Source organism: Mesorhizobium sp. CO1-1-8, from assembly GCF_020164875.1.
Taxonomy (GTDB): Bacteria; Pseudomonadota; Alphaproteobacteria; order Rhizobiales; family Rhizobiaceae; genus Mesorhizobium.
The window spans coordinates 12463-37201 of record NZ_JAIUGZ010000017.1 but is presented as its reverse complement, the minus strand read 5'-3'; the positions used below and the strand labels follow the sequence as shown (position 1 = coordinate 37201).

Sequence of the window (24739 nt, the reverse complement as noted above, 5' to 3'; positions counted from 1 at the left end):
TGGTCCATGCCAAAGGCGGCCTCAACTATCGGTTCCGGCAACACCCTGACAGATCGCCGTCACCCTGCTCACGCCCATGTTACAAAACTGTAATTTTCGTGCCCTTGAATCGCCACGTTCACAGACCCAAATACATGTCATCGGCAGTTTTCGCCGAGTCCGGAGCAAGGCCCGTCCCCCGCCTATCCCGGACACCTGCGGCAGCCTATCCCCCCTCTCCGGGCTGCCGCATCGTTTCGAGTAGAAGGCCGCCGTGGTTCCCCTCCACCACGGCGGTCTTTTTTATCTCAGACAGGCGTTTGCAGCCCGTGGTCTACTAGAGCGCCGTGCGTCCTATCGGACGCACAAAGGACGCTCTAAGACTTTGGGTCTGCTGCATCGTGCTTTTCGGAAAATCCAATTGGAATCCGGCCGATGCAGTGATCGCGGGCTTTTCGTTTTCCTGTCCTGCCTTTACGGTTCCGGTTCTGAATCGAAAGGCTTCAAAAAATGTCCGCAGTCTCCACCGTCCTCGACCGCCTCGACAAGAATCTCGACCAGAGCCTCGAACGCCTTTTTGGCCTGCTCAGGATCAAGTCGATTTCCACCGATCCGGCCTATGCCGCCGACTGCCGCAAGGCGGCGGAATGGCTGGTGGCCGAACTCAAGCTGATCGGCTTCGACGCCAGCGTTCGCGACACGCCTGGCCACCCGATGGTGGTTGCGCACCATGACGGCCCGGCGGGTTCGCCGCATGTGCTGTTTTACGGCCATTATGACGTGCAGCCGGTCGACCCGATCGATTTGTGGGAAAGCGATCCGTTTGCCCCCGCGGTCAAGGAGGTCGGGCCGGACCACAAGGTGATCACCGGCCGTGGTTCGGCCGACGACAAGGGCCAGTTGATGACCTTCGTCGAGGCTTGCCGCGCCTGGAAACAGGTGCATGGCAATCTGCCCTGCCGCATCACCATCCTGTTCGAGGGCGAGGAGGAATCCGGCTCACCATCGTTGAAGCCCTTCCTTGAAGCCAATGCCGACGAGCTCAAGGCCGATTTCGCGCTGGTCTGCGATACCGGCATGTGGGACCGCGACACGCCGTCGATCTGCGTCGGGCTGCGCGGGCTGGTCGGTGAGGAGATCACGGTGAAGGCCGCCGACCGCGACCTGCATTCCGGCCTCTATGGCGGTGCCGCCGCCAACCCGATCCGCATCCTGGTCAAGGTCTTGGCCGATATCCACGACAAGGACGGCCATATCACCATTCCCGGCTTCTATGACGGGGTCGAGGAAACGCCGTCGCAGATCCTGAAATCATGGGAGACGCTTGGCGAGACGCCCGAGACGTTCCTGGGACCGGTCGGCCTGTCGATCCCATCGGGCGAAAAGGGCCGCTCGGTGCTGGAATTGACCTGGGCGCGGCCGACGGCCGAGTTCAACGGCATCATCGGCGGCTACACCGGCAAGGGCTTCAAGACGGTGATCGCGGCGGAAGCCTCGGCAAAAGTCTCCTTCCGCCTCGTGCACAAGCAGGATCCAAAGAAAATCCGGGCCGCGTTCCAGAAGTTCGTTCAGGAGCGCATTCCGGCCGACTGTTCGGTCGAATTCCATCCGCATGGCGGCTCGCCGGCAATCCAGCTTTCCTACGACTCGCCCTTCCTGGCCAAGGCCAAGGACGCGCTGTCCGACGAATGGCCGAAGCCGGCGGTGACGACGGGCAGCGGCGGGTCGATTCCGGTGGTCGGCGATTTCCAGACCTATCTCGGCATGGAATCGCTGCTGGTCGGGTTCGGCCTCGACGACGATCGCATTCACTCGCCCAATGAGAAATACGAGCTCAGCTCCTTCCACAAGGGCCAGCGCTCCTGGGCGCGGATTCTCGATGCCTTGACGCGCTGAGCGGCGGGACCCCCGTTTTCCTGTTGATTTTTCAGCGGATCGCGGCGAGGACGGGCCAGAAGACAAGCGCTGCAGCGTCCCTTGCCGGTCAGGGGGCACTGCAGGCTCGACCGGAGAAGACAATGGCCGATATCCGTTTCCATAAAAACGACCTGCCCGACCTCTCGCACTATAATGTCGGGGCAGTGGCCATCGACACCGAAACGCTCGGGCTCAATCCGCATCGCGACCGGCTGTGCGTGGTGCAGATTTCGCCTGGCGACGGCAGCGCCGATGTCATCCAGATCGCGCCCGGCCAGAAGAAGGCGCCGAACCTCGTCAGCCTGCTGAGGAACCGCGGCATAACCAAGCTGTTCCACTACGGCCGCTTCGACCTTGCCGTTCTCTACAATGCGTTCGGTGTGATGCCGGAGCCGGTGTTCTGCACCAAGATCGCCTCGCGGCTGACCCGCACCTATACCGACCGCCACGGGCTGAAGGACATCTGCTTCGAGCTTCTCGGCGTCGGCCTGTCCAAGGCACAGCAATCGTCGGACTGGGCGGCCGAGACGCTGTCGCCCGAACAGCTCGAATATGCCGCTTCCGACGTGCTCTATCTGCACCGGTTGCGCGATGTGCTGGCCGGACGGCTGGCGCGTGATGGGCGGACCAAGGAGGCCGATGCCTGCTTCCGCTTCCTGCCGACGCGTGCCAAGCTTGACCTGATGGGCTGGGACGAAGAGGATATCTTCGCCCATAGCTGACGGTCGTCGCGGCGGTCTTCTGCCGATGGCCGGATTTGGAACCAGATGCAGGCCGCGGCGTTCTGTCGGCTCAGCTTCGTTGGTCGAAGGGGATGACATGACGGACCGAAAGCCGATAGCGACCGCGCCGACCGACGGATCCAAGGTCTCCGTCACCTGGAAGGACAGCGACGGCGTCATCAACGAGTCCCTCGCGCAATATCGCGACGACGGCTGGTGGGTCTACACCGACAGTCACACGCAAAAGAAGGTCGAGCCGACCAGCTGGCGGCCTGCCGCAAGCGACGATGACGACCAGTGAGCCAGCTGGCGAGGCCGGCTGCTTTCGCATAGCCTGAAGCCGTGATATCGAGGCCGATTCGGGGCTTTCCGCTCCGCCGTCGTCCTCTTGCTCGGAGGGAATCGCTATGGGTGTCGAAAGCCTGCTCGTCTTCATCATCATCGGTGCCATCGCCGGCTGGCTCGCCGGTCTCATCGTTTCCGGCTTCGGTTTCGGCCTGATCGGCAACATCATTGTCGGCATCGTCGGCGCGTTTATCGCCGGCTGGCTGTTCCCGCGGATCGGCTTCTCCATCGGCGGCGGCATTCTCGCCTCGATCATCCATGCCACCATCGGCGCCATCATCCTGCTGGTGCTGGTCAAGGTCCTGAAGCGAGCTTGACGCTCGACAACGAAAGAGCGCGCCATGAAACAGAACACACTCTATCTTCTCATTGGCGCGCTCGTCGTCGTGGTCATCGCGCTTGGTGTCTATGTCTATCGCGAGCAGACCAAACCCAAGGGCGTCGAGCTCAAGATCGACGACAAGGGTATTTCGATCCAGCAGAACTGAGCCGTCGATCAGCGAATGCGGGAGCGCGACATGGTGGCTTCTGACGCTCCGGAAGACGTCGATCAGCCTGGGATTACCGTTGCGGAATGGGAGAGGCTGAACAGGCCGCCGAGGCGCGAGGCGCTGCTGCGCTATCATTGGCGGGTGTTTCGCTTCCTGAGGACATCCGCGCCGGTCTGCGAATTGCAAGGGCAAGAGCAGGTATTCCGCGACGCGGTCGTCGCCACCGTGGCCTTCAACCGGCCCGACATGATCGAATGGCAGATCCACCTGGTACGCCGATACCTGGGAGAGCACGAAAGCTACATCGTTTTCGACAACAGCAACAAGGACGAGGCAAGGGAAGCCATCCGCGACCTTTGCCGCCGCCAGCATGTCCCCTATGTCGCATTGCCGAGGAACAGGCTGGTCGTCAGCAGATCGCACGGTCAAGCGCTCAACTGGATCGTGCGGAATTTCTTGCCCAGGTTCGGGCCGAAGCTGTTCGGCTTCATCGATCATGACATCTTTCCGACTGAACCATTTTCGATCCGCGCCCGGATGGAGGGCAAAAGCCTCTACGGCAGCGTGCGGCGCGATACGCCGACGCCGGGCGGCTGGTTCCTGTGGCCCGGCTTCTGTTTTTTCGATGGAAGCCTGTTGCGGCGGCGGCTGGATTTCGCCCCGAGCTACAAGTTTCATATGGATTCCGGCGGCGGCAACTGGCCGCTGCTCTACAGGTCGATCGATCCGGCGCTGGTTCGGTTCGCTGAAAACAAATCGCTTCGCTTCGGCGCTGGACATGATCAATCCGAGGATTTCTTCATGGTGGTCGATGGCTGGCTGCACGTGACGAACGCCTCGAACTGGAGGCGACAGCCGGTTGACAGGGGCGAACACATTCTCGCGCTGTTGCGGCAAGCCGGCGGTCCCGACCAGCCGGATGTGAAGTTCGAGCCCATCTGAACGGGGCATCGAACAGCGCGGTGGGTGACCTGCAAAGAGCAGACGGTGGGTGACCTGCAAAGAGCAGACGGTGGCTTTTTCGCTGCCCCAACCCCCAAAGCCGCATTCGAACACGACTTAACCCGCCCTTAAATCGCCGCATCTACTCTTCAACCCGAACGCCATAGGCATCGGGGATATCAAGCACAGCGCATGGCGAACCGCAGAGACAGTCGCATCGAACCCAGTTTCGAGGGGTCGCCGCAGGCGCGATCCTCGGTGGGTCTTTCGGTGAACGAGGAGGATCGCGTCGTGCCGAGCAATCGCAAAGCCTCCGCAAAACGCAAGCCGGCCAAAGGGAAATCGTCGCGGGTCAAGCGCGGCAGAAGCCGGCGCGGCCTGTTCGGCGTGCTCGGCCGGCTGTTCTACTGGTGCTTCGTGCTCGCCATCTGGGGCGGCATCGCCGTGGCCGGCATCGTCGTCTACTACGGCGCCAAGATGCCGGCGGCGACGACCTGGTCGATTCCCGACCGCGCCCCCAACATCAAGATCGTCTCGGCCGATGGCCAATTGCTCGCCAATCGCGGCATGAGCGGCGGCGAGGCCGTCGGCCTGCATGAAATGTCGCCCTATATTCCGGAAGCCGTCATCGCCATCGAAGATCGGCGCTTCTACTCGCATTTCGGCATCGACCCGATCGGGCTTTCCCGCGCCATGGTCACCAATGTGCTTGGCGGGCATTTCTCGCAGGGCGGGTCGACGCTGACCCAGCAATTGGCGAAGAACCTGTTCCTGACGCCCGACCGCACTCTGGAGCGCAAGGTGCAGGAAGTGCTGCTGGCGCTGTGGCTGGAGCACAAGCACACCAAGGACCAGATCCTCGAAATGTACCTTAATCGGGTCTATTTCGGTTCCGGCGCCTATGGCGTCGAGGCCGCCTCGCGCCGCTATTTCGGCAAGAGCGCGCGTGACGTCACCCTGTCGGAAGCCGCATTGCTTGCCGGCCTGTTGAAGGCGCCGTCGCGGCTGTCCCCGGCACGCGATCCGAAGGCCGCCGAGGAGCGCTCGCAACTGGTGCTCGCCGCCATGCGCGACGAGGGCAAGATCAGCGCCAAGGAACTGACCTCGGCAATGAGCGCGCCGGCAACGCGTGCGCCGTCCTATTGGACCGGGTCGGAGAATTACGTCGCCGATACCATTATGGAGGAACTGCCCGACCTGATCGGCGACGTGCGCGGCGACATCGTCATCGACAGCACCGTCGACCTGAACCTGCAGAAGCTCGCCGAGCAATCGATCCGCAGGCTAATCGACGACAGCGGCAAGAAGCTCAACGTCAGCCAGGGCGCCCTGGTGTCGATCGACGATTCCGGTGCGGTGCGCGCCATGGTCGGCGGCTACGACTATTCGACCAGCCAGTTCGACCGCGCCTCGGAAGCACGTCGCCAGCCGGGCTCGGCGTTCAAGCCGTTCGTCTATATGGCCGCGCTTGAGGCCGGCCGCACGCCCGACAGCATCCGCAACGATGCGCCGATCAAGATCGGCAATTGGACGCCCGACAATTACGGTGGCAAGTATTTCGGCAAAGTGACGCTGGCCACCGCGCTGGCCAAGTCTCTGAACTCGGTGGCCGCGCAGCTGACCATGGAGGTCGGGCCGAACGCGGTTGTCGAGGCGGCCCACCGCATGGGCATCCAGTCCGACCTGATAGCCAACACCTCGATCGCGCTCGGCACTTCGGAAGTGACGCCGCTTGAGCTGACATCGGCCTATGTGCCCTTCGCCAATGGCGGCTACAAGCCGGACATCCATTTCATCCGGCGCGTGACGACCACCGAGGGCAAAGTGCTTTACGACAGCGGCGGCGGTAGCGCGCCGCGCGTCGTCAAGCCTGAGATCGTCGGCATGATGAACTCGATGATGACGGGCACGGTCGAGATCGGCACTGCCCGGAAAGCGGCTTTCGCCTGGCCATCGGCCGGCAAGACCGGCACCAGTCAGAATTCGCGCGACGCCTGGTTCGTCGGCTACACCGCCAACCTCACCACCGGTGTGTGGTTCGGCAACGATGATGGCAGCCCGATGAAGAAGGTCACCGGCGGCGCACTGCCGGCGCAGGCCTGGCACGAGTTCATGGTCGCCGCGCATGAGGGCGTGCCCGTGCGGCCGCTGCCCGGCACCTGGAAATCGACGCCGGCCGACACAATCGTCCCCGACGAGATACCCTCGGCGAACAACACGGCACCGGTTCCGTCCACGTCGGTCGGCCAGCAGGCACCGGCGCGGCCAGCAGCGCCGGTTGCCCAAGCGCCGGTCCGCGCGGCCCGTCCCGCCCAAACCGTCGATGCCGACGGCCTTTCCATGCCGGAGGATGGCGGCGCAACCGCGTCGATCAAGCACCCGGTGCCGCCAGGTAACGTCGGCGGTCCGCGCAAGAAGCGGCAGACCTCGATCCTCGACCTCCTTGGCGGCTAAGAGGGTCGCGCGCTTTAGCCGTTTGTTTTCATGGATGTCGTTGCTTCAAAGCCGGGGCTACTTTTGGGCGACATGGATTAGCGGCAACTCGCCTCTCGCCACCCCGGCGTCGTTCGGCTACATCTCCGGCCCGGAGACCCTGAAATGGCTGAACTCGACACTAGAAAAACCATCGTGCTGACTGGCGCCAGCCGCGGCATCGGCCACGCCACCGTCAAGCGTTTTTCGCGCGAGGGCTGGCGCGTCATCACCTGCTCCAGGCAGGCTTTCGCCGAGGACTGCCCGTGGCCGGCCGGGCCGGAAGACCACATCAAGGTCGATCTCGCCGATCAGGAAGATGTCGGCATCGCCGTCTCCGAAATCCGCCACCGGCTGGAAGCGCATGGAGGTCAACTGCATGCGCTGGTCAACAATGCCGGCATTTCGCCGAAGCTCAAGGACGGCAACAGCCGCATGGATTCGATCGATACGCCGATGCATGTCTGGCGCGACGTGTTCCAGGTCAATTTCTTCGCGCCGATCATGCTGGCGCGCGGCCTGTTCAAGGAACTGGCGGCGGCCAAGGGCTCGATCGTCAACGTAACCTCGATCGCCGGAACCCGCGTGCATCCCTTCGCCGGCACGGCCTATGCGACATCGAAGGCGGCGCTCGGCTCGCTGACGCGCGAGATGGCACATGATTTCGGCCCGCACGGCATCCGCGTCAATGCCATTGCGCCCGGCGAGATCGACACCGCGATCCTGTCGCCGGGCACTGACAAGATCGTCGAGACCATTCCTCTCAGGCGCCTTGGCACCACGGCGGAAGTCGCCGACATCATCTTTTTCCTGTGCTCGCAGCAGGCGTCCTACGTGACCGGCTCCGAAATCCACATCAATGGCGGCCAGCACGTGTGACAAAACAGGGTGCTCATCCGGTTATTGTGAGAACAGCCTTGCCGCTGAAGCTGCGCTGTCGCAGTGCGTCTAGGGCGTGAGCAATGTCTGTCCACGGGATGGTAAGGGCCACGCGCGTTTCGAGTCTGCCAGCAGCGACGAGCGTGACCAGCGATGCGATGTCCGCGCCAATGCCCGGGCCAGACGTGTAGTACGCAAAGGTCTGAAGCCTCGCGCCTTCATGATCGGGAACGAACTGGCGGAATCCCACGGGCGTCAGTTCGCCGCTGCTCGAACCGAACATGACGACGGTCCCGCCAGGTGCGACGCGCTCGATCGCGTGGGCGAGGCTTTGACCGCCCACCGACTCGGTGATTAGCGAAAACGGTCCCTCGGCCATTTCGATCGCTCCGACAACCTGCTCGGCTCCAAGGCCGCGGAGATCGTCGGCATGCCGGGCAGCGGCGATGGCGGTCACCGAGGCGCCTTGCTCGCGGGCGATCTGGATCTGGAAACGACCGACCGCTCCACTTGCACCGGTGATCAGGACCTGCTGGCCGGCCAGGTCGCCGCCATGGCGCAACGTCCTCAGCGCCGTCGTGCCCGCGACTGGCAGCGTGGCGGCGGCGGCAAAGCTGACGTCATCCGGCAGGACCGCGAGACGGTCGGTTGGAACGGCGACACGTTGAGCCCATCCGGCCTGGTCGACCAGAGCGGCAATTCGGGCGCCCACGGCTGGCCCGGAACCATCGGCTGCTGCTTCGTCGACAACTCCAACGATGTCCTGACCCGGTATCCACCCATTCGGGCGGATGGCGAGCAGGCGCAATTCGCCGCGGTTCAACGAGGTCGCGTGGACCGAGACAAGCGCCTCGTTCGAGGCCGGTTGAGGCTCGGCAAGCTCCGAGATCCTCAGTCCGGTCGCGCTGTCGGAGGAGATGACGAGGGCGAGCATGGTTCATACCTCCTGGCTGCGTGGTGACGCACCGCTCAATTCGCAAGTGGACCCTATCGACTTTTGCTCCTGAATAATTTAAATATGAAGGCAATTGATCGCTAAAAACCGTCAACCATGAAGCAGCCTCTCAGCTACCCTTGGCTCGATTTCGATGTGGATGAACTTTCCGCGCCTGCGATTGCCGTGCGCGTCGACGTCCCCGAAACCAGGGCGGAGGTGCCCGCCCATCGGCATCGCAAGAGCCAACTCGTCTTCGCGCTCGGCGGCGGCGTCACATGCCGCGTCCCAGGCGGTCTGTGGATGGTACCGCCGCATTGCGGGGTGTGGATCCCCGGCGGCATGGAGCACAGCAATGTCGCAACCGCCAACGCCCGGATTTTTTTCGTCTACATAGAGCCGGGAGCCGCCGATCTGCCGGAGCGGTGCTGCACGCTTTCGATCTCGCCACTGCTGCGCGAATTGATCATCGAGCTTTCCGACCGGGTGGAGGATGACGAGGCGAGGGGCGGACTCTTGGCCAAGATGCTGCTCACCGAATTGCCACGCATGCCTGTCCAGCAATTGCATCTGCCGATCTCGTCCGAGCCGCGCTTGCGGCGGATCGCCGAAGCATTGGCGCAAGATCCTGCCGACCGCAGCACACAGGCGGAATGGGCCAACCGCGTGGCGCTCAGCGAGAGCAGTCTCGCCCGCCTTGTGGCAAAGGAGACGGGGCTGAGTTTCGGGCGCTGGCGCCAGCAATTGCACTTGATCGTTGCAATTCGGGAACTGGCTTCCGGCAAGAGTGTCCAGCAGGTCTCGGGCGATCTCGGCTATGGTTCCGTTACGGCCTTCATCACCATGTTCAAGAAGGCGCTAGGGAAGCCACCGGCCAAATACCTCAGTGGTATCGCGCAAAATGGCGGCTCTGCATTCGTGGCGTGATGCTCGCTTGAAAGGGTGGTCGAGCCGATCGCGGTGCCAGCGTGCGAGAGTGCAGCTCGGGCTTTGGAACTCAGGCCGCCGATGGCTCGGCGGTTTCGCGCCTGAACTCCGGTTTGGAACCGAGAACTTCTTCCACAATCCCCCGCGCAATCTCGCGTTCACCCATGATCACCGTATCGGCGCCCAAACCCTTGAGATGTTCGACCTCGGCATCGGAATGGGCACGGGCGATGACGTTGATACCGGGATTGGCGGCGCGGGCGCGGAGCACGATCTGGCCGGCTTCGAAGGCATTGGGGATGGCAAGGATCAGCCGGCTGGCGCCTTCGGGATTGGCGGCGGCGAACACTTCGGCATTGGCCGCATTGCCGGCGACGGTCTCGATGCTGTCCGCTTTCAGCTTCGCAAGCGTCTTGTCGGAGTCCTCGATGACCAGGAAGGGCAGAGCGGCCTCTTTCAGCGCCGAGCCGACCAGGCCACCGACACGGCCGTAGCCGATCAGGATGGCATGGCCGGTGAGTGCCGTCTTTGGCGGCGGCCCGTCCTCCTTTTTCGCCGTTGCCGCGACAGAGGCTACCTGGCCCGGCTCCGTCGCCGGACCAACCGGTTTTGCCTCAACCGGTGGTGCCGTCCTGGCGGCGCGCCGTTCCAGCCACGGCTTCATCCAGTCGATGGCCAGGAACATCAGCGGGTTGAGGACGATCGACAGGATCGCACCGGCCAAAATGAGATCGCGGCCCTGTTCCGGCAGCAGCTTCAGCCCGACGCCGAGTTCAGCCAGGATGAAGGAGAACTCGCCGATCTGGGCAAGACTTGCCGAGATTATCAGCGCCGTGGCGATGGGATAACCGAAGGCAACAACGATGGCGAACGCGGCCAACGATTTGCCGATGACGATGATGGCGAGCGTCGCCAGGATCGGCCAGCCATTGCTGATCAGGCTGAACGGGTCGAACAGCATGCCGACCGAGACGAAGAACAGCACGGAGAAGGCATCGCGCAGCGGCAGCGATTCCTCGGCGGCGCGGTGGCTGAGTTCGGATTCGCTCATGATCATGCCGGCGAAGAAGGCGCCCAGCGCCAGCGAGACACCGAACAGTTTTGCCGCACCGAAGGCGACGCCGAGTGCGATGGCGAGCACCGCCAGCCGGAACAGTTCGCGCGAGCCGGTATGGGCGACATAGTGCAGGATCCAGGGAATGACCCGGCGGCCGACCACCAGCATGACGACGACGAAAGCGGCGACCTTGGCCAGCGTGATGCCGACGACGCCCCAGATGCCGTAGCTGGCCGGCAGTGACAGCAGGCCGCTCGCATGGGCGTCGGCCTGCTCCTGACCGCCGAGCACGCCGGCGAGCGCCGGCAGCAGCACCAGCGCCAGCACCATGGCCAAATCCTCGACGATCAGCCAGCCGACGGCGATGCGGCCGCGCTCGGTCTCAATTATCCGCCGTTCCTGCAGGGCACGCAGCAGCACCACGGTCGAGGCGACCGACAACGCCAGGCCGAACACCAGCCCTGCGCCCATCGACCAGCCGAGCATCCAGGCAAGGCCGGCGCCAAGCGCGGTGGCAAAGCCGATCTGGACGATGGCGCCCGGCACCGCGATGGCACGCACCGACAGCAGATCCTTGAGTGAGAAGTGCAACCCGACGCCGAACATCAGGAGGATGACGCCGATTTCGGCCAGTTCGTTGGCAAGGCCGGCATCGGCAACGAAGCCGGGCGTGTTCGGCCCGACCAGCACGCCGGCTACGAGATAACCGACCAGCGGCGGAATACGGAAGCGGTTGGCGAGAGCCCCGAAGACGAAAGCCAGCCCCAGACCGGCGACGATGGTGGCGATAAGGGGCGTGTCATGCGGCATTGTCTATGGAGCGCCTTTCAAAAACAGCGATGTTGGATGAGCGCCGCCCAAAGCCGCCGCCTGTTTGCCATATGGTGGATGGTATGTCGGCGATGCAACCCGCAAAGCCATGAAATCGACGGCGCTGCCGCAAAAATTTGACCGGCAGCTGAGAGAACTGCCGGTCAAATCGGAATTTGTGCGGCGCTATTCGTCTCGATCCGTCAGGGCCGATCGACAATGATCAGGCTGCCCGCAGCAAGGCCTCGATTTCCGGTATGGCATGGTTGGTCAATGTCTTGGGAATTTCGGCGGTCACCTTGTCCCCGACCTCCTTGTGCAGCTTTTTGCGCATTGTCCCAAGCACCATGGGCGGTGCGACGAGCACGATCTCGCGAAATTCGCCGTCATGCGCGAGCTTGTAGAGCCGGGCGGCGATTTCATCGGCGAAACGCTCCTTGCCGATGCGATGCCAGTCCGTCTCCTCGACCGCGCTGCAGTGTACGGAGGGACCATCATTGTACCTGCCCGGGCTGTCACTGCCTTGCTCGCGGGTGGGCGGGTTGTCCTGCTGCATTTCCTGCACCACCTCGAGATTCGGATATTTGTTGTCGCCGGCGTTCCTGAGGAAAAGCGCCTTCTCGCCGTCGGCCACCATGACCCAGATACCGTGCTTGAGGATGATTGTGTTCATGAGGACAGGCTCCTTTTAGCCGCGTGGCGGCCTTTCGTAGGATTCCGCAGCCGGTTCGATCCGACGTAACGCGTGTTTTGAGAACGCACCCCGAGCCGGTAATGTTCCAGTCGACACCCCCGTCGGCGTTGGACATTCTGTTTTGCGACTTTAATCTACTGATTTGGTAGAATTTAGAAAAAACAGTTTTGCTACTTTTCTCGCCGGGCGCTAAAAGAGCTGGAATTCAAGGCCTGCGACAGCAGCTTCAATCCGTCTTATTCGTAAATGAGAAATATTTTTCTCTTGGCTGGGACGCTTTCAGAAAAGCAATTGCATCCCGTTAAGGGATGCGCGAGTGCGTTCCTTCTGGTTTCTCGCGTCCGCGCGTAGAACTGCAGGTCCATTGAGGATTCCGCTCACGTCCATGTCGCACACTGCTCCCAAGCTCAACGCCTTCCCGGTGTTCATGCGGGTCGAGGGCGAAGCCGTGGCCATCGTTGGCGGCGGCGAAGAGGCGCTGGCCAAGGCGCGGCTGATCGGACAGTCGAGCGCGGTCCTGCGGATTATCGCGGAACACGCCGAGCCCGACCTGCTCGCCTTCGTCGCCCAGGCCGGCGCGACCCATTTTGCCGCGGCTTACGACGCGTCTCAGCTCGAAGGCGCGGTCATGGTGTTTGCCGCCAGCGGCGACGAGGAACTTGACCGCCGGGTGGCCGCGGATGCGCGCCGCCTAAGCATTCCGGTCAATGCCGTCGATCGGCCTGAGCTTTGCGATTTCTTCACCCCGGCGTTGGTCAACCGCGCGCCGGTCGCCATCGCCATCGGCACAGAGGGTGCAGGCCCGGTGCTTGCCCAGATGTTGCGCGGCCGCATCGACCGCATGCTGTCGCCGTCGCTCGGGCCGCTGGCAATTCTTGCGGCTTCGTTCCGCGGGGCTGCCGAGAAGCTGCTGCCGAGAGGCAATGCCCGCCGCCGCTTCTGGAATGATTTCTTCTCTGGTGCTCCTGCGCGCGCGGCTGAAGTGGGCCAGCTTTCGCAGGCGCATGACGCCGCCGTCGATCTTCTGCTGTCGAACACGCCCGCGTGCGGTCACATCGCGCTGGTCGGCGCCGGTCCGGGCGCCGAGGATCTTTTGACCCTGCGGGCCCATCGTCTGCTGATGGAAGCCGATGTCATCGTCCATGACGCGCTGGTGCCCGAGGCGGTCGTTGCCATGGGGCGCCGCGATGCCGAGCGCCTGCCGGTCGGAAAGCGTAAGGGCTGCCACACCAAGAGCCAGGCTGAGATCAATGCGCTGCTGGTCGAGCTTGGCCGTGAAGGCAAGCGTGTCGTGCGGCTGAAATCGGGCGATCCGCTGGTGTTCGGTCGGGCCGGCGAAGAGATGGCGGCGCTTCGCGATGCCGGCATCGCCTATGAGGTGGTTCCGGGCGTCACCGCGGCCTTTGCCGCCGCCGCCGATTTCGAACTGCCGCTGACCTTGCGCGGTGTCTCCTCGTCGATGGTGTTCACCACCGGCCACGACCTCAAGGGCAATTCGCTGCCCGACTGGGCCAAGCTCGCAATTTCCGGCGCCACCGTGGCCGTCTATATGGGCCGCTCGGTGGCCGCCGAGGTTGCCGGACGGCTGATCGAGGCCGGTCTGTCGCCAGACACGGCGGTGGCCGTGGTCGAGAATGCCAGCCTCGCCAACCGGCGTCGCTTCCACGGTACGCTCGCCGACCTGCCGTCGCTGGAAGCGCGCGCCGATCTTTCCGGCCCGGTCATGACCATCATCGGCGATGCGGTCGCCGGCGCCAACTTTGAACGGTCCGAGCCGCTGGCGGCACACAGGCATGAAGGCGCGTCCAGTTCGGCCGCCGAAGGAGTTCAGCAATGAAGATACTGACCGCCAACCGCCTCACCGACGGTATTGCCGTCTGGTACGCCGATGGCGGCTGGGCCGAGACGGTGGACCATGCCGACCTCGCCCATGACAAGGCAGCCGAGGATAGGCTCGAGGCGATCGGCGCCAGGGCCTATGCCGCCAACGAAGTGGTCGACGTCAATTTGATCGACGCTGAAGTCGTCAACGGCGCCGTCCAACCGGTGCGGCTGCGCGAGAAGATCCGCGCCGCCGGCCCGACCATCCGCAACGATCTCGGCAAACAGGCTGCCAAGCAGGCAAATTGGGCAGCATAACCAAGACACCAGGCATGGGCGGACGCGCCCTGAAAGACCAAGCATGTACCGTTACGATGAGTTCGACCACGATTTTGTCCAGGCCCGCGTCGCCGAGTTCAGCGACCAGGTGCAGCGCCGCCTGTCTGGCGAGATCACCGAGGACCAGTTCCGGCCGCTGAGGCTGATGAACGGCGTCTATCTTCAACTGCATGCCTACATGCTGCGCATCGCGGTGCCTTACGGCACGCTGAACGGCAAGCAGTTGCGCATGCTTGGTCACATCGCCCGCAAATACGACAAGGGCTACGGCCATTTCACCACGCGCCAGAACATCCAGTTCAACTGGCCGGCGCTGTCGGACATTCCGGCGATCCTGGCGGATCTCGCGAGCGTCGAGATGCATGCCATCCAGACCAGCGGCAATTGCATCCGCAACGTCACCGCCGACCACTTCGCCGGCGCTGCCGCCGACGAGGTCGCCGATCCGCGTCCCTACGCGGAAATCCTGCGCCAGTGGTCGTCGGTGCATCCGGAATTCTCGTTCCTGCCGCGCAAGTTCAAGATCGCGGTGACGGGTGCCGAGCGCGACCGCGCCGCCATCCAGACCCACGACATCGGCCTGCACCTGAAGAAGAACGCCGCCGGCGAGCTCGGTTTCGCCGTCTATATCGGCGGCGGTCAGGGCCGCACGCCAATGGTCGCCCGGAAAATCCGCGACTTTCTGCCGGAAGCCGACCTTCTGTCCTACTGCACGGCGATCCTGCGCGTTTACAATCTCTATGGCCGCCGCGACAACAAGTACAAGGCGCGCATCAAGATCCTCGTCCATGAGACCGGCGTCGAGGAGATCACCCGTCAGGTCGAGGCCGAGTGGCAGGAGTTGAAGGACGCCGAGCTGAAGCTGCCGGAAACCGACATCCGCGCCATCGAGGCCTATTTCGCGCCACCGGCGCTGGCTGGGCGGCCGGAAGGCGACCAGGCGGTGAAGCTGGCGCGGCTCGATTCCAAGGGGTTCTCGGAGTGGCTCGACCAGAATGTCGTGACGCACCGCCATCCCGACTATGCGGCGGTGACGATCTCGCTGAAGGGCATCGGCGAGGTGCCCGGCGACGCCTCGGACAGCCAGATGGAAGCGATCGCCGACATCGCCGAGAAATATGGCTTTGACGAGCTGCGTGTCAGCCATGAGCAGAACCTGATTCTGCCGCATGTGGCCCGCGCCGACCTCAAGGCGGTCTATGATGCGCTGGTCGGCATCGGTCTGGCGACAGCCAACTCCAACCTGATATCGGACATCATCGCCTGCCCGGGCCTTGATTATTGCGCGCTGGCCACGGCGCGCTCGATCCCGATCGCGCAGGAAATCTCGCGCCGCTTCGCCTCGCTGGAACGGCAGCGCGAGATCGGCGAACTGAAGCTGAAGATCTCCGGCTGCATCAACGCCTGCGGTCATCACCATGTCGGCCACATCGGCATCCTCGGGGTCGAGAAGAAGGGCTCCGAACTCTATCAGGTGACGCTCGGCGGCTCGGCCGACGAGAACACCTCGGTTGGCGAGATCATCGGCCGCGGCTTCTCTTCGGAAGAGATCACCGACGCCATCGAACAGATCGTCGAGACCTATCTCGGTCTTCGGCTCGACCCACAAGAGAAATTCATCGACGCCTACCGCCGAGTCGGTCCCGCGCCGTTCAAGGAGGCGCTCTATGCTGGCGAAGCCAAGGCCGCTTGACCGTATTGGAGACGTCGATGACGGCATCGCCGCCAAGGCGGCGGGGCTCGATGCGCTCTATGGTCATCTGAAGCCGCTCGAGATCATCGAACGCTCGGCCCGCGAACTGTTCCTCGACGAGATCGCCGCGGTGTCGTCGTTCGGCGCGGATTCGGCTGTGCTGCTGCACATGATCGCCAAGATCGACCGAACACTGCCGGTCATCTTCCTTGACACCGGCAAGCATTTCGAGGAGACGCTCGGCTATCGCGACGCGCTCGCCGCCGATTTCGGGCTGACCAATATAAGGGTGATCAAACCCGAGGAAGCAGCACTCGAACGGATCGATCCGACGGGCAATCTGCATCAGAGCAACACCGACGCCTGCTGCGACGTGCGCAAGGTGGAGCCGCTGGCGCGCGGTGTCGCGCCATTTCGTGCCTGGCTCACCGGCCGCAAGCGTTTTCAGGCCGCGACGCGGGCAGCGCTGCCGGTGTTCGAGGCGGTCGGTCCGCGCATCCGCATCAATCCGCTGGCGCATTGGACGACATCGGACCAAGCCGACTATATGCGCGCACATGCGCTGCGCGAAAATCCGCTGGTCGCTTATGGCTATTTGTCGATCGGCTGCTTCCCGTGCACGCAGCCGGTGCAGCCGGGCGAGGACGCGCGCAGCGGCCGCTGGGCCGGTCATGCCAAGACCGAGTGCGGCATTCACCTGTCGGGGCTGGAGAAGTCGCTGACCGACGCATCACTATAGGGTAGGCTGAAATTCAGCCGGCCTGCGAACGGCGACCTTCATCCGGAGGCCGCCGGTTTTGCGCGGGGTGGACTTCAGCGGACCTGGATCTTGGGGCTTTAGGAATCTTTATGACTGGACCGACAACACCGGAGACCCGACTCTGGACCCCTGCGGGTTTTCACGAGGATGAGTGGACGCATGCCGAAAGCGCCGATGCGCTGTCCGGCAACGGCCGCTTCATCCTGCCGTTGCAAGTCTTCCTCGATCTCGATCCGGAGGTGCGCCGCTCGGCCAAGGAACGCCTCGGCGTCTTGCTGCAGCCGGGTGATCAGCTTGAGAAGATCGCCGACCTGCTCGACCAGCTGTCGCTGGTGGCGCTGGCTTTTCCGGCCTTCAGCGACGGCCGCTCCTTCTCCAAGGGAGAGCTGCTGCGCGGCCGCTACCATTTCGAAGGTGCCGTTCGCGCCACCGGCCAGGTGCTGGTCGACCAACTGCCGCATATGCTGCGGCTGGGCTTCGACGAGTTCGAGATATCGAACCCCGTGCTGTTGAAGCGCCTGGAGGAGGGCCGCACCGGCGGATTGGGGCTCTACTACCAGCCAGCCGCCGTGCCGGAACCAAAAGGCCCGAAATACTCCTGGCGGCGCGTTCGCAGCAGCTGACGTTGCGGTAATTCTGCGCGTCTTTACAACGCCCCTGTTCAAGCCTTCTCTTGACCGTCCGGATAGAAAATCCGTGGAATGATCGGAGAGGGGTCCTCATGCGTTACGACTATGTCATAGCCGGCGGTGGGTCCGCCGGCTGCGCGCTTGCCGCACGGCTTTCGGAAGATCCCTCGAAAACGGTCTGCCTGATCGACCGGCCCAGGATCAACAACTGGGCCTTCGAGACCGTGCCGCAGCAAGGTCTTGGCGGCCGCAAGGGCTACCAGCCGAGCGGAGGCCGCGGCGCCCATAGCGGGGCGGTCCTTTTATTCTTCTTGATTTGACGCAATTGGCCCAGGGAAAACGCTGCGCGCTTTCTGGAAACCGTTCACACTTCTGCTGGAATTGCTTAAGCCGCCGCCCGTGCCTCGCGGAACGACACCAGCTTGCGGCGGTTCTCGTCCCACAACGCCAGTTTGACGCAGCGCAGGCTTTCGAGCAGCGTGACACGGCCGATGTCGCGCAGCTCGGGATAATCCCGCAGCACCTCCTGCAACCGGTAGCACGGCACCTTGGCGGAGAGGTGGTGGACGTGATGGACACCGATGTTTCCGGTGAACCAGTTCAGCACCGGCGGGAGATCGTAATAGGACGATCCGTGCAAGGCAGCGTGCTGGAATTCCCAGTCGATATCCTTCGCCCATTCCGTTTCCTCGAACTGGTGCTGGACGTAGAACAGCCAGATGCCGGCCGAACCAGCGAGGATGACGATCGGCAGATGGACCACCAGGAACGCGCCTGGCCCGACGAACCAGATGAGGATGGCTGCCGCGACCGCGATGCCAAGATTGGTGGTCATCGACGACACCCAAGGGGTCAGGCCGCCGCGCATCATGCCGATAGGGAGCCTTTGCTCGAAGATGAACAGCCAGATCGGCCCGAGCCCGAACATCACCAGCGGGTGGCGATAAAGACGGTAGGCAAGGCGGCCCCGCCATGACATCTGCCGGTATTCTGCAACGGTCAACGTCCGGATGTCGCCCATGCCGCGTTCGTCAAGATTGCCGGCGCTGGCGTGGTGCGTCGCGTGGGCACGCCGCCAGCAATCGTAGGGCGTCAGCGTCAGGATGCCGAGCGCGCGGCCAATCCAGTCGTCCGCGTAGCGATTGGCGAAGAAGGAGCCGTGGCCGCAATCGTGCTGGATCATGAAGATGCGCACCAGAAACCCGGCCGCGGGAAGGATGAGGACCAGTCCCCACCAATGGCCATAGGCATAGGCCGCCGAGGACAGTCCCCAGAGTATGGCGAATGGGATGAGGGTGATGGCGAGTTCGACGGCGCTGCGCCGCCTGTCGGGCTTCTTGTAGCGGGCGAGAATCTTCAGCCAGGCGCGCTTGCTGTTGGCGACCGCCTCAGGGGAAATCATGTTCATCAGGAAGCATAGGCGCGGTGCCTCGCGGCCGCAAGGCAACATCACGCAAAATTACTGTGCGTAATTGTCGCGTGGCTTGGCGGTCGAGCCAGCCAACCGCCAGCTCGACCTGCTGATGACGTCGACCGCTATTCGCGATCGAGGATAGGACAGCCGCGCTCGGTGCCGAAAGTCACGCGCACGCGATCGCCACCCTGTCTGCCACGGACCGTGATCTCCCGGCGGCCGACGGACTCTATCCTTGCGCGGCGGATGCCCATTCGGTCCGCCTTGTCGAGAGCCCGGTCTTCCGTGCAGCCTCGTTGACGGCGCTCGCGCCGATCGTCGCGACGGGGTCCTTCGCAATCGTCGTAGGCGGGGTCGCAATCTTCCATGAGCTTCAGCCGCGGGCCATGTTTGCCCAATTGCAGCTGCAGATTGTCTGCTTGTGCCGGAAAGGCCGCCAAGGTGATGGCGCCGAGGCCGACAAGCGCCATCAGCGATGAGGTGATCGAAACCTTGCGCATACGTCCTCCATTTGAACCACAACCCATCTATCCTTAGATGGTTCGGCTCTCCCCGGCTATTGCCGATAGAAGTTTGCTGCCAAGATCGATTGTTGCGTTATCCCCGGCGCCAGCCGATGTCGCCGCGCTCCGCCCCATCGAGGCGGTCGAGCAGTTCTCTGAACCGGTCGGGAATGTCGGCCTCGGTGCGGAAGGCCGGCAAGGTGCGCAGAAAGCGGGTCACCGCCTCGGCACCCAGCTGGCGCCTGACCTCGATGGCCAGTCCTTCTGCCTTGTCGCCTATGTTGCGGGTCATCATCTCAAAATCCTGTATTGGCTTCGAAACTCCTCCAGCAAAGGAATGGTTCCCCCATCCTGCCTATATGGCAAGCAAAGGCGGCAGTTAGGGTAAAGTTTGAATTAAAATCGAAACGTCTTGCCTGTCACTGTCCGGCCTTGGCCGGTGGCTTCCATAATCGCTTGCCTCTTGATTTTTGGCCGCCAAACATCGATATCGGGCACAAAATCCACATCATTCGAGATTGACGGGAAACGGCGATGAGCGACCAGGCAAAAGACGAACGCGCGCCCGATGAAGTCGAGGCGACCGAGCCCACAGCCGAGCGCACGGAAGGCAGCACCGACGGTGACTATGAAGCCCTTGTGCGGCTGCTGAAGGAAAATGAAGAGCTGAAGGATCGCGCGCTGCGCGTGGCGGCCGAGATGGAAAACCTGCGTCGCCGCACGGCGCGCGATGTGCACGATGCGCGCACCTACGCGGTCGCGAATTTCGCCCGCGACATGTTGTCGGTGTCGGACAATCTGCGCCGCGCGCTGGATGCGATTCCCGCCGAGGCCAAGGCATCGGGTGACGCCGGCTTCAAGGCGCTGATCGAAGGCGTCGATCTCACCGAGCGCGCCATGCTGTCGGCACTGGAACGGCATGGGGTCAAGAAGCTCGCGCCGGAAGGCGAGAAGTTCGATCCCAATTTCCACCAGGCGATGTTCGAAGTGCCCAATCCGGATGTCCCGGCCAACACCGTGGTCCAGGTCGTGCAGCCGGGCTATTCGATCGGCGACCGCGTGCTGCGCCCGGCTATGGTCGGCGTCGCCAAGGGTGGTCCGAAGTTCGCCGCCGCCGAAGCATCGGTCGAGCCGGGGCCTGTCAATGAGCAGGCTGAGAAAGACGCTTGAGTAGCGAATAGGAGGTAGTGAGTAGCAAGGGCTCTCGCGGCCAGGAACAGGCAAGTGCCTGTTTCGCCAATTGCCATTCACTACTGACTACTTCACTACTCACTTTATGAACCCCATCGCGCTTCTCGACTATGCCGGCGTCGCCGTCTTCGCGGCGACCGGGGCGCTTGCGGCTTCGCGTAAGCAACTCGACATTATCGGCTTCCTGTTCCTGGCCAGCGTCACTGGGATAGGCGGCGGCACGCTTCGCGACGTCATCCTCAACCTGCCGGTTTTCTGGGTCGCCAACTCCGGCTATGTGCTGGTGTGCGCGGCGGTTGCGGTGCTGGTCTTCTTCAGCGCGCATCGTGTTGAATCGCGCTGGAAATGGCTGCTCTGGCTCGACGCCGTCGGGCTCGCCGCTTTCTCGGTGATGGGTGCGGCCAAGGGGCTTGCGATTACCGGTTCGCCGGTCGTCTCCGTCATCACCGGCGTGCTCACCGCCACTTTCGGCGGCATTCTGCGCGATCTCCTTGCCGGCGAGCCATCGGTGCTGCTCAGGCCCGAAATCTACGTCACGGCGGCCCTTGCGGGTGCCGGCCTTTACACGCTTGGCGATCTTGCCGGACTGCCGCCGCTCGCCTCGGACCTTGCCGGTTTTGCGGCGGCGTTCCTCGTGCGCGGTGGTGCGCTCAGATTCGGCTGGTCGTTTCCGTCCTACAAGAGCCGACCCGGCCGGCGGCCGGAAGATATTTTGTGAAGCAGCGAATGGCGAATAGGGAATAGCGAAAGCAGCCCACAGGATTGCGGCGTAGTTCTCGCTATTCGCTATCAGGCCGCGAAGCGCTGGGCTTCGCCGCCATAATAGTTGACGTAGCGTGCGCCGATCTCCTTGACCGGCATCACGACGAACACATCGACCGTCGAGAATTCGCGATCGATGACGCAGCCGTCGCCGATGCGGGCACCGACGCGCAGATAGCCCTTGACCAGAGGCGGCATCGCCGCGATCGCCGCCTTGGCATTGACGGCCTCGATCGGCATCAGGTCCATCGAGCAGTAGCGCCCGGACACCGCGCGCACGTCCCAGGCCGAATTGGTGCGGCAGTGGTGGGCGAGGTAGGTGAGTGCCTCGGCATGCGCCGCCGGCACGGTGCCGTGAAAGGAAGCGCAACCGGTCATCACACCGATTTCGTAATGGTTGATGTAAGCCCAGATGCCTTGCCACAAGGCCTCGATGGTGCGCTTCGAGCGGTATTCCGGCAAAACGCAGGAGCGGCCGAGTTCAAGGAAACGCTGGCCGGGGTGACGGGCGATGAGCTTGGTCAGCTCGAATTCACCTTCGGAATAGAAACCGCCGGCCGTGGCCGCGATTTCTTGCCGCAGCAGCCGATATGTGCCGACGATGCGGCGATGTTCGGGACCGGAAAGCGTGGTGTCCAAAACCAGCAAATGGTCGCAGAGCGGATCGAACCGGTCGGCGTCACGGCGGTCATGGGCCTGGAACAGGTCCTTCCTGGCGCCAAGTTCGTCGTAGAACACCCGGTAGCGCACTTCCTGCGCAGCCGCGATCTCGGCTTCGTTGCGAGCGAGCCGCACTTCAAGATTGCCTATACGGCCCAGCGCCGCGCCCTTTATGACGGAATCGACGTTACGTCCGGCAAGCAAGGCGCTGCTGGCGTTCGGCCGAGTGTCACATTCCGGCATAACTGTATGCACGAGTGATTCTCCTTCGAGCCATCCCTCTTGGCACGGGGATACGGTGTAGGTGCAACAGGATTGTGACAGTACCGTGATACGACGTCGTGGGCAATACTTCGTCGGCTGGCGAATACGATCAACCGGCTACGTTTACGTGATCGCGCGGTGCGGAATGGGCGGTGGAAAGCTCATGCCGCGACCACCTGCCCCTCGACGGCATTGACCAGCGCCTCGGGGTCGAGTGGCTTGGTGACGAAGCCGCTGGCGCCATGGGCCAGCACCGCATGGCGGGTCTTTTCCTGGCTGTCGGCCGACAGCACCATGATCGGCACCGGCCGCACGGAACTTTCTTCCTCATGGCGGCGGATCGCGGCGATCGCGTCCAGCCCGTCCATTACTGGCATGTGCAGATCCATCAAGACCACGTCGAAGCGGTCCTTGTGCGCGGCGCCGGTGACAGCCTCGACGGCGGCCTTGCCGTTGCCGACAACCTTGACGCGATGCCCGGCCTTCAGCAGCGTGGCGCGGGCCAGCATGGCGTTGATGTCATTGTCCTCGGCAATCAGCACCGACAGGCCGCGCTGGCGGATGCCGACGGCGCGCAGCGACGGCGCGCCGCGCTTTTCCGGCTGCGGTGGGCCGTGGCTTGGAGCATGGCTGCTCAACAGCACACGCAGAAGTGTTCCGCCACGCACCGGCCTGGCCAGGAAGGTTGCGTAGCCGCTGGCGCGGAACTCGCCAAGCATGCCGCGATCTGTCGGCGCGATCAACGTGATCGCCTCACAGTCGGAGAAACCGCTCTGGCGCAGGCGCTTGAGCAGCCTTCCGTCGCCTTCTTCCATCGCTGCATCGACCAGGATGGCATCGCAGCCGGCGGCGAAAGGCGCGGCCTGTGCGGCAGTGGTGGCGATGTCGACAGCGCCGCCATTGGCGCGGATGGTGCGGGCGATGGCGTCGGCCTCGACGGCGTTCTTCGACAGGATCACCGCGCGTCTGCCCGAGAGAGCATTCTGGCGGCCCTGCGGCGCTTCGGTGGCTGCTATCGCAGGGATTTCGAAGACGAACTCGGATCCCTGGCCGAGCAGGCTGGATACCGAGATCGTGCCGCCCATGGCGGCCACCAGGCGCCTGGAGATGGCAAGGCCGAGGCCGGCCCCGCCATGTGTGCGTGTCGACGTGCCGTCGGCCTGCTCGAACTCCTCGAAGATGCGCTCCAAGTCGGCATCACGCAGGCCCGGACCGGTATCGGCGATGGTGAAGCATATGCGGTCGCTGGTTTCGGTGCGTGCGCGTGCTATGCTCACCAGCACGCCGCCGCTGTCGGTGAACTTGATGGCGTTGCCGATGAGGTTGAGCAGCACCTGCCTGACCTTGCCCGGATCGGCGGTGATCAATTGCGGCACGTCGGGTTCGACATGGCAGCCCAGCCCGATACCCTTGGCGAAGGCGCGCGCGGCCAGCAATTCGATGATGTTGTCGGCGATCTCGCGCACCGACATCGGCTGCGGCTCGGGGTCGAAGCGCCCGGCTTCGATCTTGGAATAGTCGAGAAGATCCTCGATCAGGGCAAGCAATGCGCTGGCCGAGGTCGAGACGGCGCCAACATAAGTCTGCTGTTCCGGCGACAGGCTGGTGTCGGCCAGCAGCCTGGCCATGCCCATGATGCCGTTCATCGGCGTGCGGATTTCATGGCTGACGGTGGCAAGGAAGCGCGATTTGGCCTGGCTGGCATATTCGGCCCGTTCGCGTGCGGTGATCAGGGAGGATTCGGCGCGTTTGCGAGCGGTGATGTCGCGGGCGATGGCGCGATGCGAAACGGAACCGCTGTCCTTGTCACGTATCGACAGTTCGATCCAGGAGAACCAACGCGGGCCGCTCGGTGTATTGATGGCGACATCGGTGGAACTCAGACACTCATGGTCGGAAAAGGCGGCATCGGGGACGATGCCGACCTCGATGCCGAGATCAGCCAGAGTCTTGCCGGCAAGCTCGCGCTGATCGGTTTCGACGAGATCGGCGAAGACCTTGTTGGCATAAACGATGTGGCCGTCACGGTTGCGATGGATGACGAGATCGCCAAGCGCGTCGATCAGGCCGCGAAAGCGCTCGTCGCTCTCCTGCATCTCCCACATGCGGTCGGCCAGCGTCTCGATCTCGGCGCGGCTGCGGGCAGTGGTTTCGTCAAGAAGGGCAGAGGTGCGATGTTCGCTCCGCCTGGCGCGCAGATGCATGGCAAGGCCGGCAAGGCCGGTTGCCAGCAATGCGACGCTGATGAAGATCGGTGCCCCGGTCAGATGCGCCAGCCCGGCTACCACCGTCACGATGGCGACGAATGTCAGAAAGGGCAGGCTTTCGCGCCTGGAGAATTCCGGCTCGGGCACCAGCGGCGGCGCGGCGACAAAGCGCCGCGTCGACGCCGGCGGGAGCACCGCATCGACATCGTCGCCAGTGTCCGCCTGTTGGTTGCCGGATTCCGCGATCATGCGAAATCCTTGCCAGACAGAGATTATGGAAAATTGCGGCGGATCGTTCGAATTTTAGCGGATGAGCGCTTTTTGCCG

General features: G+C 63.4%; 24 protein-coding genes and 1 pseudogene. 17 read left to right on the top strand and 8 right to left on the bottom strand.

From position 1 onward, the window contains the following. Positions 1-489: 489 nt before the first annotated feature. From LB558_RS26960 to LB558_RS26925, 8 genes are all read left to right on the top strand, one after another. On the top strand, positions 490-1875 hold the full coding sequence (locus LB558_RS26960) for a M20/M25/M40 family metallo-hydrolase (RefSeq protein WP_224700328.1): 1386 nt from the start codon (positions 490-492) through the stop codon (positions 1873-1875). Between the two features lie 122 nt (positions 1876-1997). Then, entirely contained in the window at positions 1998-2618 is a 621-nt protein-coding gene (locus tag LB558_RS26955; protein WP_127261153.1) for a ribonuclease D, read from the top strand. 97 nt (positions 2619-2715) lie between these two features. Further along, complete coding sequence (locus LB558_RS26950) at positions 2716-2919, top strand: hypothetical protein (RefSeq protein WP_224700327.1); 204 nt, start codon at positions 2716-2718, stop codon at positions 2917-2919. Positions 2920-3025: 106 nt separating this feature from the next. Continuing rightward, the gene (locus LB558_RS26945) at positions 3026-3280 is read left to right on the top strand and encodes a GlsB/YeaQ/YmgE family stress response membrane protein (protein ID WP_056594910.1); all 255 of its coding nucleotides are present in this window, start codon (positions 3026-3028) and stop codon (positions 3278-3280) included. 24 nt (positions 3281-3304) lie between these two features. Continuing rightward, on the top strand, positions 3305-3451 hold the full coding sequence (locus LB558_RS26940; protein ID WP_224700326.1) for a hypothetical protein: 147 nt from the start codon (positions 3305-3307) through the stop codon (positions 3449-3451). 30 nt (positions 3452-3481) lie between these two features. Continuing rightward, entirely contained in the window at positions 3482-4396 is a 915-nt protein-coding gene (locus tag LB558_RS26935) for a hypothetical protein (RefSeq protein ID WP_224700325.1), read from the top strand. A 192-nt stretch (positions 4397-4588) separates the two neighbouring features. Continuing rightward, positions 4589-6850 (top strand): transglycosylase domain-containing protein, encoded by a 2262-nt coding sequence (locus tag LB558_RS26930; RefSeq protein WP_224700324.1) that lies wholly within the window; start codon positions 4589-4591, stop codon positions 6848-6850. Positions 6851-6994: 144 nt separating this feature from the next. After that, on the top strand, positions 6995-7747 hold the full coding sequence (locus tag LB558_RS26925; RefSeq protein WP_095199543.1) for an SDR family NAD(P)-dependent oxidoreductase: 753 nt from the start codon (positions 6995-6997) through the stop codon (positions 7745-7747). A gap of 13 nt (positions 7748-7760) precedes the next feature. Here the strand turns inward: LB558_RS26925 and LB558_RS26920 are convergent, their stop codons facing one another. Beyond that, a complete protein-coding gene (locus LB558_RS26920; protein WP_224700323.1) occupies positions 7761-8681 on the bottom strand; it encodes a zinc-binding dehydrogenase in 921 nt (306 codons plus the stop codon). Between the two features lie 117 nt (positions 8682-8798). Here LB558_RS26920 and LB558_RS26915 point away from each other — a divergent pair, with 117 nt between their 5' ends. After that, positions 8799-9608 (top strand): AraC family transcriptional regulator, encoded by an 810-nt coding sequence (locus tag LB558_RS26915; RefSeq protein WP_224700322.1) that lies wholly within the window; start codon positions 8799-8801, stop codon positions 9606-9608. A gap of 70 nt (positions 9609-9678) precedes the next feature. Here LB558_RS26915 and ybaL read toward each other — a convergent pair whose 3' ends face one another. Both ybaL and LB558_RS26905 read right to left on the bottom strand, forming a co-directional pair. Next, on the bottom strand, positions 9679-11475 hold the full coding sequence (gene ybaL / locus LB558_RS26910; RefSeq protein WP_224700321.1) for a YbaL family putative K(+) efflux transporter: 1797 nt from the start codon (positions 11473-11475) through the stop codon (positions 9679-9681). A 223-nt stretch (positions 11476-11698) separates the two neighbouring features. Next, a complete protein-coding gene (locus tag LB558_RS26905; protein ID WP_224700320.1) occupies positions 11699-12148 on the bottom strand; it encodes a host attachment protein in 450 nt (149 codons plus the stop codon). A 406-nt stretch (positions 12149-12554) separates the two neighbouring features. Between LB558_RS26905 and cysG the strand changes: the two genes are divergently transcribed. From cysG to LB558_RS26875, 6 genes and pseudogenes are all read left to right on the top strand, one after another. Then, on the top strand, positions 12555-14006 hold the full coding sequence (cysG, locus tag LB558_RS26900; protein WP_224700319.1) for a siroheme synthase CysG: 1452 nt from the start codon (positions 12555-12557) through the stop codon (positions 14004-14006). Further along, on the top strand, positions 14003-14308 hold the full coding sequence (locus tag LB558_RS26895; protein ID WP_224700318.1) for a DUF2849 domain-containing protein: 306 nt from the start codon (positions 14003-14005) through the stop codon (positions 14306-14308). The genes cysG and LB558_RS26895 overlap by 4 nt, the downstream gene beginning before the upstream one ends. Positions 14309-14351: 43 nt before the next feature. Further along, positions 14352-16022 carry a nitrite/sulfite reductase gene (locus tag LB558_RS26890; RefSeq protein WP_224700317.1) on the top strand — a complete coding sequence of 557 codons (1671 nt, stop codon included), beginning with the start codon at positions 14352-14354 and terminating at the stop codon, positions 16020-16022. Further along, positions 15997-16761: a phosphoadenylyl-sulfate reductase gene (locus LB558_RS26885; RefSeq protein ID WP_023812518.1), complete on the top strand. Its 765-nt coding sequence runs from the start codon at positions 15997-15999 to the stop codon at positions 16759-16761. The genes LB558_RS26890 and LB558_RS26885 overlap by 26 nt, the downstream gene beginning before the upstream one ends. A gap of 110 nt (positions 16762-16871) precedes the next feature. Further along, positions 16872-17405 carry a DUF934 domain-containing protein gene (locus tag LB558_RS26880; protein ID WP_127261166.1) on the top strand — a complete coding sequence of 178 codons (534 nt, stop codon included), beginning with the start codon at positions 16872-16874 and terminating at the stop codon, positions 17403-17405. 98 nt (positions 17406-17503) lie between these two features. Further along, a pseudogene (locus tag LB558_RS26875) lies at positions 17504-17710 on the top strand (glucose-methanol-choline oxidoreductase); the annotation flags it as partial. Between the two features lie 86 nt (positions 17711-17796). Here LB558_RS26875 and LB558_RS26870 read toward each other — a convergent pair. From LB558_RS26870 to LB558_RS26860, 3 genes are all read right to left on the bottom strand, one after another. Then, positions 17797-18819 carry a fatty acid desaturase gene (locus tag LB558_RS26870; RefSeq protein WP_224700315.1) on the bottom strand — a complete coding sequence of 341 codons (1023 nt, stop codon included), beginning with the start codon at positions 18817-18819 and terminating at the stop codon, positions 17797-17799. A gap of 128 nt (positions 18820-18947) precedes the next feature. Further along, positions 18948-19325 (bottom strand): hypothetical protein, encoded by a 378-nt coding sequence (locus tag LB558_RS26865; protein WP_224700314.1) that lies wholly within the window; start codon positions 19323-19325, stop codon positions 18948-18950. 97 nt (positions 19326-19422) lie between these two features. Continuing rightward, complete coding sequence (locus LB558_RS26860; protein WP_224700313.1) at positions 19423-19623, bottom strand: hypothetical protein; 201 nt, start codon at positions 19621-19623, stop codon at positions 19423-19425. A 239-nt stretch (positions 19624-19862) separates the two neighbouring features. On the opposite strand from LB558_RS26860, the gene grpE reads away from it, so the two are divergent. Both grpE and LB558_RS26850 read left to right on the top strand, forming a co-directional pair. Then, positions 19863-20498, top strand: a complete 636-nt coding sequence (gene grpE / locus LB558_RS26855) for a nucleotide exchange factor GrpE (RefSeq protein WP_127415960.1) — start codon at positions 19863-19865, stop codon at positions 20496-20498. Between the two features lie 106 nt (positions 20499-20604). Then, entirely contained in the window at positions 20605-21237 is a 633-nt protein-coding gene (locus LB558_RS26850; protein WP_127261171.1) for a trimeric intracellular cation channel family protein, read from the top strand. Positions 21238-21308: 71 nt separating this feature from the next. Here LB558_RS26850 and LB558_RS26845 read toward each other — a convergent pair whose 3' ends face one another. Together LB558_RS26845 and LB558_RS26840 are read right to left on the bottom strand one after the other, a co-directional pair. Further along, positions 21309-22184: a GNAT family N-acetyltransferase gene (locus LB558_RS26845; protein WP_023812526.1), complete on the bottom strand. Its 876-nt coding sequence runs from the start codon at positions 22182-22184 to the stop codon at positions 21309-21311. Positions 22185-22366: 182 nt separating this feature from the next. Beyond that, positions 22367-24661, bottom strand: coding sequence for a PAS domain-containing hybrid sensor histidine kinase/response regulator (locus LB558_RS26840; protein ID WP_224700312.1), 2295 nt, complete (start codon positions 24659-24661; stop codon positions 22367-22369). Positions 24662-24739: the final 78 nt, after the last annotated feature.

Excerpts from the sequence above, each read along its gene's own strand:
- LB558_RS26940 (WP_224700326.1), top strand. The coding sequence starts at position 3,305 with ATGAAACAGAACACACTCTATCTTCTCATTGGCGCGCTCGTCGTCGTG.
- grpE (WP_127415960.1), top strand. The coding sequence starts at position 19,863 with ATGAGCGACCAGGCAAAAGACGAACGCGCGCCCGATGAAGTCGAGGCG.
- LB558_RS26850 (WP_127261171.1), top strand. The coding sequence starts at position 20,605 with ATGAACCCCATCGCGCTTCTCGACTATGCCGGCGTCGCCGTCTTCGCG.
- LB558_RS26925 (WP_095199543.1), top strand. The coding sequence starts at position 6,995 with ATGGCTGAACTCGACACTAGAAAAACCATCGTGCTGACTGGCGCCAGC.
- LB558_RS26915 (WP_224700322.1), top strand. The coding sequence starts at position 8,799 with ATGAAGCAGCCTCTCAGCTACCCTTGGCTCGATTTCGATGTGGATGAA.
- ybaL (WP_224700321.1), bottom strand. The coding sequence starts at position 11,475 with ATGCCGCATGACACGCCCCTTATCGCCACCATCGTCGCCGGTCTGGGG.
- LB558_RS26935 (WP_224700325.1), top strand. The coding sequence starts at position 3,482 with ATGGTGGCTTCTGACGCTCCGGAAGACGTCGATCAGCCTGGGATTACC.
- LB558_RS26845 (WP_023812526.1), bottom strand. The coding sequence starts at position 22,184 with ATGCCGGAATGTGACACTCGGCCGAACGCCAGCAGCGCCTTGCTTGCC.
- LB558_RS26920 (WP_224700323.1), bottom strand. The coding sequence starts at position 8,681 with ATGCTCGCCCTCGTCATCTCCTCCGACAGCGCGACCGGACTGAGGATC.
- LB558_RS26960 (WP_224700328.1), top strand. The coding sequence starts at position 490 with ATGTCCGCAGTCTCCACCGTCCTCGACCGCCTCGACAAGAATCTCGAC.
- LB558_RS26865 (WP_224700314.1), bottom strand. The coding sequence starts at position 19,325 with ATGCGCAAGGTTTCGATCACCTCATCGCTGATGGCGCTTGTCGGCCTC.
- LB558_RS26955 (WP_127261153.1), top strand. The coding sequence starts at position 1,998 with ATGGCCGATATCCGTTTCCATAAAAACGACCTGCCCGACCTCTCGCAC.
- LB558_RS26885 (WP_023812518.1), top strand. The coding sequence starts at position 15,997 with ATGCTGGCGAAGCCAAGGCCGCTTGACCGTATTGGAGACGTCGATGAC.
- cysG (WP_224700319.1), top strand. The coding sequence starts at position 12,555 with ATGTCGCACACTGCTCCCAAGCTCAACGCCTTCCCGGTGTTCATGCGG.
- LB558_RS26870 (WP_224700315.1), bottom strand. The coding sequence starts at position 18,819 with ATGAACATGATTTCCCCTGAGGCGGTCGCCAACAGCAAGCGCGCCTGG.
- LB558_RS26880 (WP_127261166.1), top strand. The coding sequence starts at position 16,872 with ATGACTGGACCGACAACACCGGAGACCCGACTCTGGACCCCTGCGGGT.
- LB558_RS26930 (WP_224700324.1), top strand. The coding sequence starts at position 4,589 with ATGGCGAACCGCAGAGACAGTCGCATCGAACCCAGTTTCGAGGGGTCG.
- LB558_RS26950 (WP_224700327.1), top strand. The coding sequence starts at position 2,716 with ATGACGGACCGAAAGCCGATAGCGACCGCGCCGACCGACGGATCCAAG.
- LB558_RS26860 (WP_224700313.1), bottom strand. The coding sequence starts at position 19,623 with ATGATGACCCGCAACATAGGCGACAAGGCAGAAGGACTGGCCATCGAG.
- LB558_RS26890 (WP_224700317.1), top strand. The coding sequence starts at position 14,352 with ATGTACCGTTACGATGAGTTCGACCACGATTTTGTCCAGGCCCGCGTC.
- LB558_RS26840 (WP_224700312.1), bottom strand. The coding sequence starts at position 24,661 with ATGATCGCGGAATCCGGCAACCAACAGGCGGACACTGGCGACGATGTC.
- LB558_RS26895 (WP_224700318.1), top strand. The coding sequence starts at position 14,003 with ATGAAGATACTGACCGCCAACCGCCTCACCGACGGTATTGCCGTCTGG.
- LB558_RS26945 (WP_056594910.1), top strand. The coding sequence starts at position 3,026 with ATGGGTGTCGAAAGCCTGCTCGTCTTCATCATCATCGGTGCCATCGCC.
- LB558_RS26905 (WP_224700320.1), bottom strand. The coding sequence starts at position 12,148 with ATGAACACAATCATCCTCAAGCACGGTATCTGGGTCATGGTGGCCGAC.